General features: G+C 67.6%; 13 protein-coding genes and 1 tRNA gene. 10 read left to right on the top strand and 4 right to left on the bottom strand.

Annotated elements, in window-relative coordinates:
- The first annotated feature begins 10 nt into the window (after window positions 1–10).
- Together BMY69_RS04925 and BMY69_RS04920 are read left to right on the top strand one after the other, a co-directional pair.
- Complete coding sequence (locus BMY69_RS04925; RefSeq protein ID WP_090052927.1) at window positions 11–994, top strand: malate dehydrogenase; 984 nt, start codon at window positions 11–13, stop codon at window positions 992–994.
- 188 nt (window positions 995–1,182) lie between these two features.
- Window positions 1,183–2,124 carry a cation diffusion facilitator family transporter gene (locus tag BMY69_RS04920; RefSeq protein ID WP_090175749.1) on the top strand — a complete coding sequence of 314 codons (942 nt, stop codon included), beginning with the start codon at window positions 1,183–1,185 and terminating at the stop codon, window positions 2,122–2,124.
- Between the two features lie 84 nt (window positions 2,125–2,208).
- Here the strand turns inward: BMY69_RS04920 and gnd are convergent, their stop codons facing one another.
- A complete protein-coding gene (gnd, locus tag BMY69_RS04915; protein ID WP_090175747.1) occupies window positions 2,209–3,213 on the bottom strand; it encodes a phosphogluconate dehydrogenase (NAD(+)-dependent, decarboxylating) in 1,005 nt (334 codons plus the stop codon).
- A gap of 249 nt (window positions 3,214–3,462) precedes the next feature.
- Here gnd and BMY69_RS04910 point away from each other — a divergent pair, with 249 nt between their 5' ends.
- The 5 genes from BMY69_RS04910 (at window position 3,463) to BMY69_RS04890 (ending at window position 10,585) form a co-directional block, all read left to right on the top strand.
- Entirely contained in the window at window positions 3,463–5,385 is a 1,923-nt protein-coding gene (locus BMY69_RS04910) for a M1 family metallopeptidase (RefSeq protein WP_090175746.1), read from the top strand.
- A gap of 8 nt (window positions 5,386–5,393) precedes the next feature.
- Window positions 5,394–6,023: a Pr6Pr family membrane protein gene (locus tag BMY69_RS04905; RefSeq protein WP_090175744.1), complete on the top strand. Its 630-nt coding sequence runs from the start codon at window positions 5,394–5,396 to the stop codon at window positions 6,021–6,023.
- Window positions 6,024–6,046: 23 nt separating this feature from the next.
- Window positions 6,047–7,879, top strand: coding sequence for an ABC transporter ATP-binding protein (locus BMY69_RS04900; RefSeq protein ID WP_090052934.1), 1,833 nt, complete (start codon window positions 6,047–6,049; stop codon window positions 7,877–7,879).
- Between the two features lie 93 nt (window positions 7,880–7,972).
- Window positions 7,973–8,884 (top strand): DMT family transporter, encoded by a 912-nt coding sequence (locus BMY69_RS04895; protein WP_255364466.1) that lies wholly within the window; start codon window positions 7,973–7,975, stop codon window positions 8,882–8,884.
- Window positions 8,885–8,950: 66 nt separating this feature from the next.
- On the top strand, window positions 8,951–10,585 hold the full coding sequence (locus BMY69_RS04890) for a serine hydrolase (RefSeq protein WP_090175742.1): 1,635 nt from the start codon (window positions 8,951–8,953) through the stop codon (window positions 10,583–10,585).
- Window positions 10,586–10,663: 78 nt separating this feature from the next.
- On the opposite strand, the gene BMY69_RS04885 is transcribed toward BMY69_RS04890, so the two are convergent.
- Window positions 10,664–13,078: a DUF3772 domain-containing protein gene (locus BMY69_RS04885; protein WP_177191079.1), complete on the bottom strand. Its 2,415-nt coding sequence runs from the start codon at window positions 13,076–13,078 to the stop codon at window positions 10,664–10,666.
- 160 nt (window positions 13,079–13,238) lie between these two features.
- On the opposite strand from BMY69_RS04885, the gene tpiA reads away from it, so the two are divergent.
- From tpiA to BMY69_RS04870, 3 genes are all read left to right on the top strand, one after another.
- Window positions 13,239–14,015: a triose-phosphate isomerase gene (tpiA, locus tag BMY69_RS04880; RefSeq protein WP_090175739.1), complete on the top strand. Its 777-nt coding sequence runs from the start codon at window positions 13,239–13,241 to the stop codon at window positions 14,013–14,015.
- A gap of 26 nt (window positions 14,016–14,041) precedes the next feature.
- Window positions 14,042–14,473: a preprotein translocase subunit SecG gene (secG, locus tag BMY69_RS04875; RefSeq protein WP_090176892.1), complete on the top strand. Its 432-nt coding sequence runs from the start codon at window positions 14,042–14,044 to the stop codon at window positions 14,471–14,473.
- 25 nt (window positions 14,474–14,498) lie between these two features.
- Window positions 14,499–14,583, top strand: a tRNA-Leu gene (locus BMY69_RS04870).
- A gap of 224 nt (window positions 14,584–14,807) precedes the next feature.
- Here the strand turns inward: BMY69_RS04870 and BMY69_RS04865 are convergent.
- Window positions 14,808–15,170, bottom strand: coding sequence for a UBP-type zinc finger domain-containing protein (locus BMY69_RS04865; protein WP_090175738.1), 363 nt, complete (start codon window positions 15,168–15,170; stop codon window positions 14,808–14,810).
- Between the two features lie 23 nt (window positions 15,171–15,193).
- On the bottom strand, window positions 15,194–15,481 hold the full coding sequence (locus BMY69_RS04860) for a hypothetical protein (protein WP_090175736.1): 288 nt from the start codon (window positions 15,479–15,481) through the stop codon (window positions 15,194–15,196).
- Window positions 15,482–15,578: the final 97 nt, after the last annotated feature.

Below are 15,578 nucleotides of genomic sequence, written 5' to 3'. Positions count from 1 at the left end.
GAGTCGTAAGATGAAAGCACCCGTTCGCGTTGCCGTCACCGGCGCTGCCGGCCAGATCGGCTATGCCCTCCTGTTCCGTATCGCCGCCGGCGACATGCTGGGCCCGGACCAGCCGGTGATCCTCCACCTGCTCGAGATCACCCCGGCGCTGCCCGCGCTGCAGGGTGTCGTGATGGAACTCAACGACTGCGCCTTCCCGACGCTCGCGGGCGTCGTCGCCACGGACGACGTGAACGTCGCCTTCAAGGACGTCGATTACGCGCTGCTCGTCGGCGCGCGTCCGCGCGGTCCGGGCATGGAGCGCAAGGACCTGCTCGAAGCCAACGGCGCCATCTTCGGCCCGCAGGGCAAGGCCCTGAACGATCACGCCAAGCGCGACGTGCGCGTGCTGGTCGTCGGTAACCCGGCCAACACCAACGCGCTGATCGCGCAGCAGAACGCTCCGGACCTCGATCCGAAGTGCTTCACCGCGATGGTCCGCCTCGACCACAACCGCGCGCTGTCGCAGCTCGCCGAGAAGACCGGCACGCATTCGACGGACATCAAGAAGCTGACGATCTGGGGCAACCACAGCTCGACGCAGTACCCGGACCTCCACGAGACCACCGTGAAGGGCAAGGCCGCGCTCGAGCAGGTCGACCAGGCCTGGTACGAGAGCGAGTTCATCCCGACCGTGCAGCAGCGCGGCGCGGCGATCATCAAGGCGCGCGGCGCGTCGTCGGCCGCCTCGGCCGCCTCGGCCGCGATCGACCACATGCGCGACTGGACGCTCGGCACGGCCGAAGGCGACTGGGTCTCGATGGCGATCCCCTCCGACGGCTCGTACGGCGTCGAGCCGGGCGTGATCTTCGGTTACCCGGTGACCGTCAAGGACGGCAAGTACGCGATCGTGCAGGGCCTGGCGATCAACGCGTTCTCGCAGGCGCGCATCGACGCGACCGAGAAGGAACTGCGCGAGGAGCGCGCGGGCGTGGAGCACCTGTTCGCGAAGTAAGCCGCGAGCGTGCGATGCGAAGCGAAAGGCCGCGCCGCGAGGCGCGGCCTTTTTCGTGATCGACCTGGTGGGAAGCGCGCTGGCGCGCGAACGGTTCTTGCCGCAAGCTGGTTCGCGAGCCGGCGCGCTTTTCACCAGCGCTCGCCCGGTTTACTCCACCGATACGCTCGTTGCGGAATGCTCCCGACATGGCCCATAGCTCGAAACTCGTCGTCTACGTCGCGCTCGCCGCCAACATCGGCATCGCGATCGCGAAGTTCATCGCCGCGGCCATCAGCGGCAGTTCCAGCATGCTGTCGGAGGGCGTGCATTCGCTGGTCGACAGCGTGAACGAGATCCTGCTGCTCTACGGGCTGCGCCGCTCGCGCCAGCGACCCAACCGGCAGAATCCGCTCGGCTTCGGGCGCGAGCTGTACTTCTGGAGTTTCATCGTCGCGCTGCTGGTGCTGGCGCTGGGCGCGGGGTTCTCCCTCTACGAAGGCGTCAACCATATCCTGGTGCCCGAGCCGCTCGGCGACCCGACGGTCAACTACGTCGTGCTGGCGGTGGGTGCGCTGTTCGAAGGAAGCTCGTGGTGGCTGTCGCTGAAGAGCGTGCAGCGGAAGAAGGGCAGCCTCGGCTACTTCGAGGCGTTCCGTAATACGAAGGACCCGACGACCTATTCGGTGCTGTTCGAGGACAGTGCCGCGCTGCTTGGCCTCGGCATCGCCGCCATCGGCGTGTATCTATCCCACGCGCTCGGCGACCCGCGCATCGATGGCTGGGCGTCGATCGGCATCGCCGTCGTGCTGGCGCTGGCATCGGCGATGCTGGCGCGCGAGAGCAAGGCGCTGCTCATCGGCGAACCGGCGCAGCCGAACCTGCTCGCGAAGGTGTGCGGCATCGCGGGGCAGGTGCAGGGGGTGGAGGCGGTCAACGGCGTGCTGACCGTGCAGGTCGGCCCGGACCAGGTGCTGGTGGCGCTGTCGATGGCGTTCGACGATCACCTGACCACGGTGGAGATCGAGGAGCGCGTGCGCACCATCGAAGCGCGTACCAAGGAGGCGAACCTGCCGATCGTCGCGCTGTTCATCAAGCCGCAGACGCCGGAAGGCTGGCGGGCCCGGTTGCGCGAACTCGACGGGCGTTGAGGTGCCGGCGAGGGGCGGGAGCCGATCGTATCGGCGATGAGCGGTGCGCCGCCGTCGCGGGTGCGAGCGGCGGCGCATGCCGTATCAGGAGTGCTCGCCTTCCTTCGGCGGCTTGCCACGGCCTTCGATGTGACCACCGAAGCCCATGCGCATCGCGGACAGCAGGCGCTCGGCGTAGGTGTGGTCCTGGCGCGAACGGAAGCGGGCGAACAGGGCGGAGGTCAGCACTTCGGCCGGCACGGCCTGCTCGATGGCCGCGTTGACGGTCCAGCGGCCTTCGCCGGAGTCGTCGACGTAACCGGAGTAGTTGTCGAGCTCCGGACCCTTCGCGAGCGCGCTGGCGGTGAGGTCGAGCAGCCACGACGAGACCACGCTGCCGCGACGCCAGACTTCGGCGATGTCGGCCATGTCGAGCTCGTAGCGCTCGCGCTCCGGCAGGTGCGCGGCGTTGCGGTTCTTCAGGATGTCGAAGCCTTCCGCGAACGACTGCATCATGCCGTACTCGATGCCGTTGTGGATCATCTTGACGAAGTGACCCGCGCCGGCCGGACCGGCGTGCATGTAGCCGTTCTCGACGCGCGGATCGCGGCCATCGCGGCCTTCGGTGCGCGGGATGTCGCCGGCGCCCGGTGCGAGCGTCTTGAAGATGGGATCGAGGTAGTCGACGGTCGGCTTGTCACCGCCGATCATCATGCAGTAGCCGCGATCGAGGCCCCACACGCCGCCGGAGGTGCCGACGTCCACGTAGTGGATGCCCTTGGTGGCGAGTTCCTCGGCGCGGCGGGCGTCGTCCTTGTAGAACGTGTTGCCGCCGTCGATGATGACGTCGTCCTTGCCGAGCAGGCCGGACAGGTTCTGGATCGTGTTCTCGGTGATCTCGCCGGCGGGCAGCATCACCCACACGACCTTCGGCGACGGCAGGGCCGCTACCAGCGCCTCGACCGAAGTGACGGCTTCGCCGCCGTCCTTCGCCAGCGCCGCGCGGGCGCCCTCGGCGTTGTCATAGACCACGGTCTGATGACCGTCCCTCATCAGGCGGCGGGCGATATTGCCGCCCATGCGGCCCAGTCCGATCAAACCGATTTTCATGCGTGGGTTCCTCGATGTGTGCAACGTGGGGAATATGCGGATACCCGCCGTGGATGCAAGGTATACATAGGGATGTCCGGCGCGGCACCGCGTCCGCCGGACCCATCCACGCATGCTCCGGCCGCGGGGGTTAACCCCGTCATAGTGCGTCCTGGAGGCCGCGAAGTCGACCTTCGATGACTTACGGCAGGCTGGAGCGGGGCTTCGCCGCGCGGGTATCCTCAGCGGTCGTCCCTTCAAGTGCGCCCGATGAAAACATCCGCCGTCCGCCTGTCGCTCGCCGCCATCGCCCTGATCGGGACGCTCGGCGCCTCGGCCGCCACGTTCGATCCCCGCGAGGTCTTCGCACCGTTCGTCTATCCGCAGCCCGTCAACGCCTACCGCTCCGGCAGCGGCATGCCCGGCCCGCTGTTCTGGCAGAACCGTGCCGACTACGACCTGGCCGCGACGCTGGACCCGGTCGCCAACACGATGACGGGCAGGGCGACGATCCATTACACGAACGACAGCCCGGACGCGCTCGACGTGCTCTGGCTGCAGCTGGACGAGAACCGCTTCACCGCGGACGCGCGCGGGAACTTCACGGCCGGCAAGACCGAGAAGCGGCACACCGACGGGTTCCGTATCGCCTCGGTGACCGTGGGCGGGAAAGCGGCGACCTATGTGGTCAGCGACACGCGCATGCAGGTGCGCCTTCCCGAGGCGGTCGCGGCGCGCGGCGGCAAGGTGAGCGTCACGATCGCGTATTCCTACGATCTGCCCGGCGACTTCGGTGGACGCACCGGTTTCGCGCCGTCGAAGAACGGCGACATCTACGAGATGGCGCAGTGGTACCCACGCATGTGCGTCTACGACGACCTGCGCGGCTGGGACACGGCGCCCTACCTCAACAGCGAGTTCTACCTCGAGTACGGCGACTTCGATTATGCGATCACCGTGCCCTCGGACATGATCGTCGCCGGTTCCGGCGAGCTGGTGAATCCGGAGGACGTGCTCACCGCGACGCAGCGCGAGCGCCTGGCGAAGGCGCGCGAGAGCGACGCGACCGTCATGATCCGCACGCCCGAGGAGGTCACGCAGGCGTCGAGCCGGCCGAAGCAGGGCGGCACGCTGACGTGGAAGTTCCGCATGCGGAACACGCGCGACGTCGCCTTCGGCGCGTCGAAGGCGTACGTGTGGGACGCGGCGCGCATCAACCTGCCGGAAGGCCGCAAGGCGCTCGCGATGTCCGTATATCCGGTGGAGAGCGTCGGCGAGAAGGGCTGGGGTCGTTCGACGGAGTACCTGAAATCGTCGGTCGAGCACTTCTCGACGAAGTGGTACCCCTATCCCTACCCGGTGGCGATCAACGAAGCGGGTTCCGCCGCGAGCGGCATGGAATACCCGGGCATCGTGTTCGATCCCATGAAGGCGCCGGCCAAGGCGCTGCACATGGTGACCGCGCACGAGATCGGGCACACGTGGTTCCCGATGATCGTGGGCAGCGACGAGCGCCGCAACGCGTGGATGGACGAAGGGTTCAACACCTTCATCGACGTGTACGAGGCGGACGCCTTCAACCACGGCGAGTTCGCGCCCAAGCGCGACGGCGAATACGCGCCGAAGGGCGGCAACCCCGTCGACGAGATCCTGCCCCTGCTGGCCGACGCCGACGCGCCGCCGCTGCTGATCGGCGCCGACATGGTCAAGGAGAAGTACCGCCACCCGGCCACGTATTTCAAGGCGGCACTGGGCCTCGTGCTGCTGCGCGAGGAGATCATCGGGCCGGAGCGTTTCGACCCGGCGTTCCGCAAGTACATCGCGACCTGGGCCTACCGCCACCCGACGCCCTCGGACTTCTTCCGGCTGATGGAAAGCCAGGCGGGCGAGGACCTGTCCTGGTTCTGGCGCGGCTGGTTCGCCAACAACTGGCAGCTCGACATGGCCGTGACGGCGATCGACGGCGGGACCGTGACGGTGGAGAATCGCGATCGCCTGGTCATGCCCGCGACGCTGCGGGTGACCTTCGACGACCGGACCACGCGCGATATCCGCGTGCCGGTGGAGACCTGGCAGCAGCACACGAGCTTCGGCGTGAGCGTGCCCGGCGGTCGCCGGATCGTCCGCGCCGAGATCGACCCCGACCACCGGATCCCGGACCGGGACCGGTCCAACAACCTCTGGCCGCGCTGAGGAGCGTCATGTCGCCGCGCAAGGCAGCCATCTCGGACCTGTTCGCCATCGTCGTCGCGGCGGTGGCGTGGCCGGCGCTGCTGCTGCAGTACTGGCTCATGTTCTGGTCGGCGTCTCCCGGCGTCGTGACGGTGCGCTTCTTCAGCTACTTCACGATCCTCTCCAACGTGCTCGTCGCGCTGGTCGCGGCGGCGGCCGCCACGGGCGGCAACTGGAAGCCGTTGCGCGGCCTGCGCCGTCCGGCGGTCCGGGGGCTCGCGGCGCTCTGCATCGCGGTGACCTGCCTGGTCTACGCCACCGTGCTGCAGGGGCAGTGGCATCCGCTCGGGCCGCAGCTGGTGGCCGATCGTGTCCTGCATTACGTCGTACCGGTGCTGTACCTGGCCTGGTGGGTGTTCCTGCTGCCGCACGGCGAGCTGGCGTGGCGAGACGCGGCGCGATGGCTGCTATTCCCCTTCGCGTTCTGTCTCTGGACGTTCGCGCGCGGCAGCGTCGTGCACGAGTATCCGTACCCGTTCATGGACGTCGACAGGCTCGGTTACCCGGCCGTGCTGCTGAACTCGTGCATCGTCGGGGCGTTGTTCCTCGTCCTGGGCGCGGGCCTGGTCGCGATCGACCGGGCACTCCGGAATCGGTAACGTCGAGGGGCTACAATGGCGGAATGATCTTCCGCTGGTTCGAATCCCTCATCGACATCTTCCGCGACGCGCCCGACCGGGCGCCGCCGAAGGGCGTCGTCCGCTTCTACGCGTATTACCTCGGCCAGGTGTGGAAGGTCTTCGTGGCCGCCCTGGTCGTCGGGCTCGCCGTCGCCCTCATCGAGGTCGCGCTGTTCGACTTCCTGGGGCGGGTGGTCGACATGGCGCAGAAGACGCCGGCCGCCGTGTTCTTCCAGACCCACTGGCGCACGCTGACGTGGATGGCGTTCGTCGTCGTGATCCTGCGGCCGCTGTCGATCGGCATCCACGACCTGCTGGTCAACCAGACGCTCAACCCGGGCATGACCACGATGGTGCGCTGGCAGCACCATCGCTACGTGCTCAAGCAGAGCCTCTCGTTCTTCCAGAACGACTTCGCGGGCCGCATCGCGAACCGGATCATGCAGACGGCGCCGTCGCTACGGCAATCGGCGGTACAGGTCGTCGACGCGCTCTGGTACGTCACCGTCTACGCCGGCACCTCGGTCTATCTGTTCGCGAAGGCGGACGTCTGGCTGGCCCTGCCGCTCGTGCTCTGGATCGCGGGGTACGTCGGCATGCTGGTGTACTTCGTGCCGCGCGTGAAGGAACGCTCGTGGAAAGCGTCCGAGGCGCGTTCCAAGCTGATGGGTCGCATCGTGGACGGCTACAGCAACGTGATGACGCTGAAACTCTTCGCGCACACGCATCGCGAAGAGGCCTATGCGAAGGAGGCGATGCGGGAACAGACGGACAAGGTCCGCTCGTCCAGCCGCATGGTCACCGGCATGGACGTCGCCATCACCTCGCTCAACGGCGTGCTCATCGCGGCGACCAGCGGCCTGGCGCTCTGGCTGTGGTCGCGGGGTACGGTGTCGACGGGGCAGGTCGCCCTGGCCGTGGGCCTGGTCATCCGCATCAACAACATGTCCGGCTGGATCATGTGGGTGGTCAACGGCATCTTCGAGGACATCGGCACCGTGCAGGACGGCATCACCACGATCTCGCAGGAGCGGACCGTGGTCGATCGTCCGGACGCCGTGCCGCTGCGCGTGACGCGCGGCGAGGTGCGCTTCGAGAACATCCATTTCCATTACGGCAAGGCGGGCGGCGTGATCGGCGGCCTCGACCTGCTGGTCCGTCCGGGCGAGAAGATCGGTCTCGTCGGGCCGTCGGGCGCGGGCAAGTCGACGATGGTCAACATCATGCTGCGCCTCTACGACCTCGAGGACGGCCGCATCGCGATCGACGGCCAGGACATCGCGAAGGTCACGCAGGAATCCCTGCGTTCGAGCATCGGCGTGGTGACGCAGGACACCTCGCTGCTGCATCGGTCGATCCGCGACAACCTGCTCTATGGCCGGCCGGACGCGACGGAGGCCGAACTGCTCGCCGCCGTGCGGCAGGCGCGCGCCGACGAGTTCATCCCGGGCCTCTCCGATGGCGAGGGCCGCACGGGCTTCGATGCCCACGCGGGCGAGCGGGGCGTGAAACTCTCGGGCGGCCAGCGCCAGCGCATCGCGATCGCGCGCGTGCTGCTCAAGGACGCGCCGATCCTCGTGCTCGACGAGGCGACCTCCGCGCTCGATTCCGAAGCCGAGGCCGCGATCCAGGAAAGCCTGGAGACGCTGATGCAGGGCAAGACGGTGATCGCGATCGCGCACCGCCTGTCCACCATCGCGAAGATGGACCGGCTCGTGGTGATGGAGCACGGCGCGATCGTGGAGACGGGCACGCACGCCGAACTGATCGCCCATGGTGGCCTCTACGCGCGCCTGTGGGCGCATCAGACGGGCGGCTTCGTCGGCGTGGAGTAACGGGAGCGACGCCATGAATTCCCCGAAAGGCTGCCTTGCAAACGGTTCGCTTGTGGTATCGCCGGTTCCGGCGACAATGACGCTCCGATCCCCATGAAGAACACGATGAACGCCGCCGCCGAAACCCCGGTCGACACCGCCGCTCCCGCCGCGCGCGACTGGCGGACCACCGTCGAATTGACCGTCCTCGGGGCCATCTGGGGCGGCTCGTTCCTCTTCATGCGCGTCGCGGCGAAGGATTTCGGTCCGTTCCCGCTGGTCGCCACGCGCCTGGCGTTCGGCTCGGTGATCCTGCTCCCTCTGCTCTGGCGCGCGCGGCAGACGATCCGGCCCTCGCACCTGTGGAAGATGCTGGCCCTCGGCGCCCTGAGCGCGGCGATCCCGTTCACGCTGTTCGCGTGGGGCGCGGAACGCGCGCCCGCCGGCATCGGCGCCATCGCGAACAGCATGACCGTCCTCTTCGCCGCGCTGGTGGCCTTCGTCGGCTTCGGCGAGAAGATCGGCGTCCGCAAGGCCATCGCGTTGGTCGCGGGCTTCGTCGGCGTGGTGATCCTCGCCAGCGGACGCACGGCCGGCGAAAACGTCGCCCCCGCGGCGCTGGCGGGCGCCGCGGCGTCGTTCTGCTACGGACTGGCCGGCAACCTCATCAAGCGCTTCCTCTCCGACATCGCACCGACGGCCGTCGCCGCGGGCTGCCTGCTCGGCGCCACGATCCTCACCGCGCCGCTCGCGGCGCTGACCTGGCCCGAGGCGGCCATTCCGGCGAAGTCGTGGGTCGCGGTCGTGGCCCTCGGCGTGCTCTCGACCGGTCTCGCCTACGCTTTCTACTTCCGCCTGATCCAGCGGATCGGCGCGCCGCGCGCGGCCACGTCGACCTACCTGGTGCCGCTGTTCGGCGTGGGCTGGGCGTGGATGTTCCTGGGCGAGGCCCTGACGCCGACGATGGCGCTCGCCGGGGCCATCATCCTGGGCAGCGTCATCTTCAGCCAGAAAAGCAAGGGCTGATCGGCCCTTCCACCCGGCTGCCCGGCGTGGAATAGTCCGGCGCTACCACTGTTGCCGGGACCGTCCATGCCGCGCCTTCGCCATCTCCTCGCCTTCGGCGTCACGTCGTTCGTCTTCGCGATCGCCGCGAACGCCCAGGACACCGCCCCCGCGCCCGCCGCGCCCGCGACTGGCGCCGCCCCGGCGCGACCCGCGGCGCTGGCCGACTTCGAGGCCTATCTCGACGCCACGCGCAAGCAGTTCGACGTGCCGGGCATCGCGGTCGCGATCGTCAAGGACGGTAAGGTGGTGCTCGAACTCGGCTCGGGCGTGCGCAAGCTGGGCGATCCCGCGAAGGTCGACGCGCACACGCAGTTCGCCATCGCGTCGAACACCAAGGCGTTCACCGCGGCCTCGCTGGCGATCCTCGCCGACGAGAAGAAGCTCGACATGAACGACCGCGTGATCGACCGGTTGCCGTGGTTCCAGATGTCCGACCCGTACGTCACGCGCGAGATGCGCGTGCGCGACCTGCTGGCGCATCGCAGCGGCCTCAGCCTCGGCGCCGGCGACCTCCTGTACTGGCCCGCGACGACGTACACCACGAAGGAGGTGGTGCAGCGACTGCGTTACGTGCCGCTGACGAATAGCTTCCGCGCGGAGTACGCGTACGACAACATCCTCTTCGCGGTCGCGGGCCTCGTCATCGAGCAGGTTTCGGGTAAGTCCTGGAGCGACTTCGTGCGCGAGCGCATCTTCCAGCCGCTCGGCATGACCGAATCGCAGACGAGTGCGCCGAGCCATGTCGCCGCCGGCGACGACATCGCCACAGGTCACGCGAAGTTCGACTTCAAGGACCTGAAGCCCGTGCCGCCGATGTCGTGGAGCAACAATCCCTCGGCGGGTGGCATCTACTCCAGCGTCCACGACCTCTCGAAGTGGATGACGATGCAGCTGGCCGGCGGCGCCTACACGGACGCCTCGGGCAAGGCGCAGCGTCTCTTCAGCGAGAAGCGCCAGGCCGAGATGTGGTCGCTGATCACGCCGATCCGCATCTCCGAACCGAGCGTGCCCGAACTCGCGCCGGCGAAGCCGAACTTCTCCGGCTACGGCGAAGGCTGGTTCGTTTCCGATTACCGGGGCCACAAGCTCGTGTGGCACACCGGTGGCTGGCCCGGCATGGTCTCGCGCCTGACGATGGTGCCCGACCTCAGGCTCGGCGTGGTGGTGCTGACGAACCAGGAATCCGGCGCGGCATTCCAGGCGGTGACGATGCGGGCGCTCGACGCCTTCATGGACGCACCGGTGAAGGACTGGATCGCCGCGTACGCCGCCAGCGTGAAGAAGGCGGAAGGCAACGCCGACGACAGCATGAAGAAGCACGAGGCCGCGCGCATGAAGGGCGCGAAGCCGTCGCTGCCGCTGGACGGCTACGCGGGCACGTACCGCGATCCGTGGTACGGCGACGTCAAGGTGGCGAAGCAGGGCGGCAAGCTGGTAATGAGCTTCACGAAGACCGCCCAGCTCACCGGCACGCTCGAACCGTGGCAGCACGACACCTTCGTCGCGCACTGGGACGACCGCTCGCTCAACGGCGACGCGTTCGTCAACTTCGTGCTCGATCCCGATGGCAAGGTGCGCGAGGTCCGCATGGAGCCGGTCTCGCCGCTGACCGACTTCAGCTTCGACTTCCAGGACCTGCGCCTGGCGCCGGTCCCGTAGGAGCGCACCCGGGCGCGATGGGGTGCTCGCCGCAAGCACCCATCGCGGCCAGGTCCGCTCCTACGAAAGCGACGAGCGTCACGCCGACGGATCGGGATCCGTCGACGCCTTCGGCGCGCCCGCACCCGTCGGCCCGATCATGTCGCCCATGTTGCCGCCGGACCTCAACACGAGGTCCTGCGGACGCAGCAGCGGAATGTCGGCGGCGCGCAGGCGCGCGATGATGTCGAACAGCAGGTCGCTCTTCACGTTGCCGACATCGCGCGGGCTGCCGACGTAGCACGTCGCCGCGAACGTCATCGCGGCGCGATCGATGTTGTCGAGCGTGACGGACGGCGCGGGCGTGGGCTGCACGGACGCATGGCCCTGCATGGCGTCGAGCATGTGCTGGCGCACGTCCACGGGATCGCAATCCAGCGGCATCGGCAGCTTGATCAGGACACGGCCCTGCGGGTTGGCCATCGTCATGTTGCGCACCGGCTTCGTGATGAACGAAGAGTTCGGCACGATGATCGTCGAGCGGTCGGATACCTGGATTTCGGTCGCGCGCACGTTGATCCGGCGGATGTCGCCTTCGGCGTCGTCGAGCACCACCCAGTCGCCCACTTTTACCGGGCGCTCGGCGAGGAGGATCAGGCCGGAGATGAAGTTCTGCACGATCGCCTGAAGACCGAAGCCGATGCCGACCGACAGCGCCGACGCGACCCATGCCACGTTCTGCACCGACAGGCCCATCGCCAGCAGGGCGATGGCCACCACGATCACGATGCCGACGTAGCCGAGCAGGGTGGTCAGCGAACTGCGCATGCCCGGATCGAGGTTCGTGCGCGGCAGGTACTGCTCCGACATCCAGTTCTTGACGACGCGGACGGCGAGCAGGCCGAGGAAGAACAGCGCGATCGAGGTCAGGATCTGGCTCGGCTTCAGCTCCACGTTGTAGATCTTCAGCGACTGCAGCTTGCCGCCCAGCGCGAGGATGTCCGACGCGCCCGCGCCGAAACCCGAGACGACGGCCGTCAGGCCGAACAGGAACAGGCCCAGGCGCACGATGCCGGAAAGCAGCACGCCGGCCTGGTCGAGCAGCTTCGGATGCGTGCCGAACACCGCCTGCGCCCGCGCGCTCATCGGACCCTTCTCGGAGAGTAGCGTCTCGAAGAGATCGTCGACGAGGCGCATGGCGAGGTAGGTGGAGGCGATCACGATGGCCGTCCACACGACCTGGCCGGCGATGAACGCGGCGAAGGCGATGAAACCGGTGAGCAGGCCGATCCACGACGCGGCGATCGCGATCCATGCCGCCGCGATGAACAGGCTCGCCCAGATGGGGCGGGGCGCCGGCGGCGTGCCGTCCGTGTCGTGATGGTGCGTGCGGCCGAGGCGAAGCAGCGCGAAGGCGGTGAGCGTCGTGAACACGACGGCCTGCAGGCTCGTCGTGACGACGGTGATAGAAAGACTCGTGCCGATGGCGCGGTTGAGCTCGCGCAGGAACACGAACAGGACGACGGACAGCGAGATCGCCATCGGGAAGCGGCGCAGCGCGTCCGCGGTCTCGTCGGGGATCGCGGGAAGGCGCCACGACGGCCGCTTCGGCGAGAGCAGCGCGCGGCCCAGGCCCGCGATGAATGCGCCGAAGAACACCAGGCGCACCAGCGCGCGCACCACCTCGTCGGTGTCGGAGCTGAAGGTCTCGTTCCAGTTGAGGCCCAGATAGATGAGCTGCGTGCCGAGGCCGGTGGTCAGCGTCGAGGTGAGCGCGATGCCGAGGATCAACGCCGAGCGGCGCAGGCGCCCCGGCGGCATGCGGTTCGCCGTGAGCTGGCGGACGCGGTGTTCGATGTAAAGCCGCACACCGGTCATCAGCAGCAGGCCGAGCAGCACGCAGGTGATCAGCGCGACGCGGTTGCCCGCGGTCCAGCTCTCGGCGATGTCCTGCTTCACGCCATCGGCGAACGCGCGCAGGTTGGCGGAATCGCGCGGGAAGGCCGCGGCCGGCTCCGACCAGAACGGGCGCGAGAGCGGAGAGTTCGTGCGTCGCGAAATGGTTTCCTGGAAACGCGTGCGCCGCAGTTCGGCCAGCTGGTTCGCCGTCTGCTGCGCTTCGAGCGCGATCGCGTCCGCCTGCTTCACCTGCGCGTCGACGGCGTCGAACGCCTTTTGGGCGTCCTTGCGCGCGGCGGCGAGTTCGGGGGCTTCCTTCGTGCCGGCGGCGGGCGCGGGACCCAGCTGGTCGAGGCGGGCCTTGGCGGCGTCGCGACCCTGCTGCAGCGAGCTGGACAGCTTCTGCGCGTCGCTGGCGATGCCGGTCGATTTGCCGCGCAGGTCGTCGATCGTGCTGTCTTCGATGTGCTCGTCCTTCATGGTCTTTTCGACCTGGTCGAGCTGACCGCGCAGGTCGTCGATCTGCTGGGCGGGGCTGGCGTCGTCCGCCTGTGCGAAGGCGCCGCCGGTGCCGGCGAGGAGGAGGGCGATGAAGAAGATTCGTAGGATGCGCATGGCGTGATGATCGAAGCCGGTTCCGATCCGGTCAATTGCCCGGAGGTATGCGGTACCCTCGGTGAACGGCGCGTGCTGGCCCGTGTTGCGGCAATGCAGCTTTGCCGGCGCGTAGCCGCCCGTTATCCTGCCGCCCCTTTCGTCACGCCTGGAAGCCCACATGCGCAAGATGCTGGTCGCCGGTAACTGGAAGATGCATGGCTCCCGTATCGTCGGCAGCGCGCTGGTGCACGAAATCGCCCGGAGCGTGGGCGAACGCGTGAAGGCCGGCGCGCTGGCCTGCGAGGACGTGGTGCTCTTTCCGCCCACGACGCATCTCGGTGAGTTCGCGGCGAAATTCCACGACAGCGGCCTCGGTTTCGGGGCGCAGGACGTATCCGAGCACGTCGGCACCGGCGCCTATACCGGCGAGGTCTCCGGCGAGATGCTGCGTGACGTCGGTGCCCGCTGGGTCATCGTCGGCCATTCCGAGCGGCGCCAGTACCACCACGAATCCGACGAACTCGTCGCGCGCAAGTTCGCGGCGGCGCTGAAGGCGGGCCTCACCCCGATCGTATGCGTCGGCGAAACGAAGGAAGAGCACGAGGACGGCCGCGCCGAGGAAGTGATCGGCCGCCAGCTCGGCGCCGTGCTGGACCTCAACGGCATCGAGCCGTTCCGGGACGCGGTGGTGGCGTACGAGCCCGTCTGGGCCATCGGAACGGGCCTGACGGCCACGCCGGAGACGGCGCAGAAAATTCATGCGTTCATCCGTAGCCAACTGGGAAAAAAGGATGCTAATATCTCGCTCCTGACCCGGGTGCTTTACGGCGGAAGCGTCAAGCCGGCCAATGCGGCCGAACTTTTCGCCCAGCCGGATGTGGACGGGGGACTGATCGGCGGCGCGGCTTTACTCGCCAACGATTTCCTGGATATATGCGCCGCGGCGCGTCGATAATTCGCGACACGGCAAACCAAGAAGACATGTTCATTCTCTTCAGCGTTTTCTATATCCTGATCGCCGCGGCGATGATCGTGCTGATCCTCATGCAGCGCGGTGCCGGTGCGGAGGCAGGTTCGGGTTTCGGCGGCGGTGCATCCGCCACCGTGTTCGGTGCGCGTGGTTCGTCGAGCTTCATGACGCGTGCCACGGCCGTCCTGGCCACCCTGTTTTTCCTGCTCAGCCTCGGCATGGGCATTTACCTCGGTCGCACGGGCAATCCCCAGCCGGCCGCGGATCTTGGTGTGATGTCCGGCGTTACCACGCCGGCCGCTCCCGCCAACAACGCACCGGTGGTCCCGGCCGCGTCGGACGTGCCGCAGGCACCCGCCGCTACGGCCCCGGCAGCGAACAACGATGTTCCGGCCGCGAAGCAGGAAGCCACCCAGGCTCCCGCCGAACCGGCCAAGAAGTAATAACGCAACACGCAGTAAAAGTTATGCCCAGGTGGCGGAATTGGTAGACGCACTACCTTGAGGTGGTAGCGGCTTAGGTCGTGGGGGTTCGAGTCCCCCCTTGGGCACCAACAGAGATCCGGACAACCTCAACCGGATCGCAAAGAAACCCGCGAAAGCGGGTTTTTTTGTGCGCGGTCGCTTGTACGAGCGCCTCGCCGTAGGCACCGGCGTGCGCCGGTGCGACGATGAGGATATATGGGCGGGATCGCCTCTTCGTGCGCCCACACGCTACCTCACCGTCGCACCGGCGAAAGCCGGTGCCCACGGCAAGGCGATCGGAAGGGCGAGGCGCCTAGCCCGCGTTCTGCAGCACCCACTGCCAACGCCGTGGCACCTTGCCTTCGGGCCCCGGCGTCGGCTGCGTGACGGGATGGCTATGCGGCGGGGCGAGCTCAGGACCGTCGACGATGTCCTCGGTGATGTAGCTGTAGAACCAGGCTTCGCCGGGTTCGAAGCTCTGGATGATCGGATGTCCGGTCTCGTGGTAATGCTTCGTCGCGTGCTTGTTCAGCGAGTCGTCGCAGCAGCCGATGTGGCCGCATTGCGCGCAACGGCGAAGGTGGAACCACCAGCTGCCCGTGGCGAGGCATTCGACACAACCGGTGCCGCTCGGCGGGACATCGGGGTCGATGCCCTTGATGCGTTTGTCTTGCATGGGTTTATCCTACGGTGGCGCGGTCAGAGCAATCGACCGGCGCGCCTTAGGGCCGCTGCCTGCATGCGGTCGACCGAGGTTGCCAGTGAGCGTAATGCAATCCGCAGTTCGAGGGAACTCGGGCAGCCGCTGGCGAGGAGGTACTCGATTCGCTCGGCGGCATCGGCGACGCGAACGTGATCGTGCTCGAGGGCATGTCGGGCGACATGGTTCGCCCGGAACTGGGCTTCGTCGTAGTCATGGTGAAGCAGCGCCTGGAGCAGTCCCAGGGCTTCCAGAGAGATCTCCTCGGCTGCCATGACGTTGTGCATTCGCCGATTAATGCGCCATCGCCGTCTGCACGCAATCGGCCATCCGACATACTCAAGTATGCCGCGTTGCGGCCGAGGTGCCTTCGGGCGCCGTCGG

It is taken from the genome of Luteibacter sp. UNC138MFCol5.1, assembly GCF_900110505.1.
In the GTDB taxonomy this organism is placed as follows: domain Bacteria; phylum Pseudomonadota; class Gammaproteobacteria; order Xanthomonadales; family Rhodanobacteraceae; genus Luteibacter.
The sequence above is the reverse complement of the archived record's forward strand: the minus strand, read 5'-3'. Positions and strand labels throughout refer to the sequence as shown.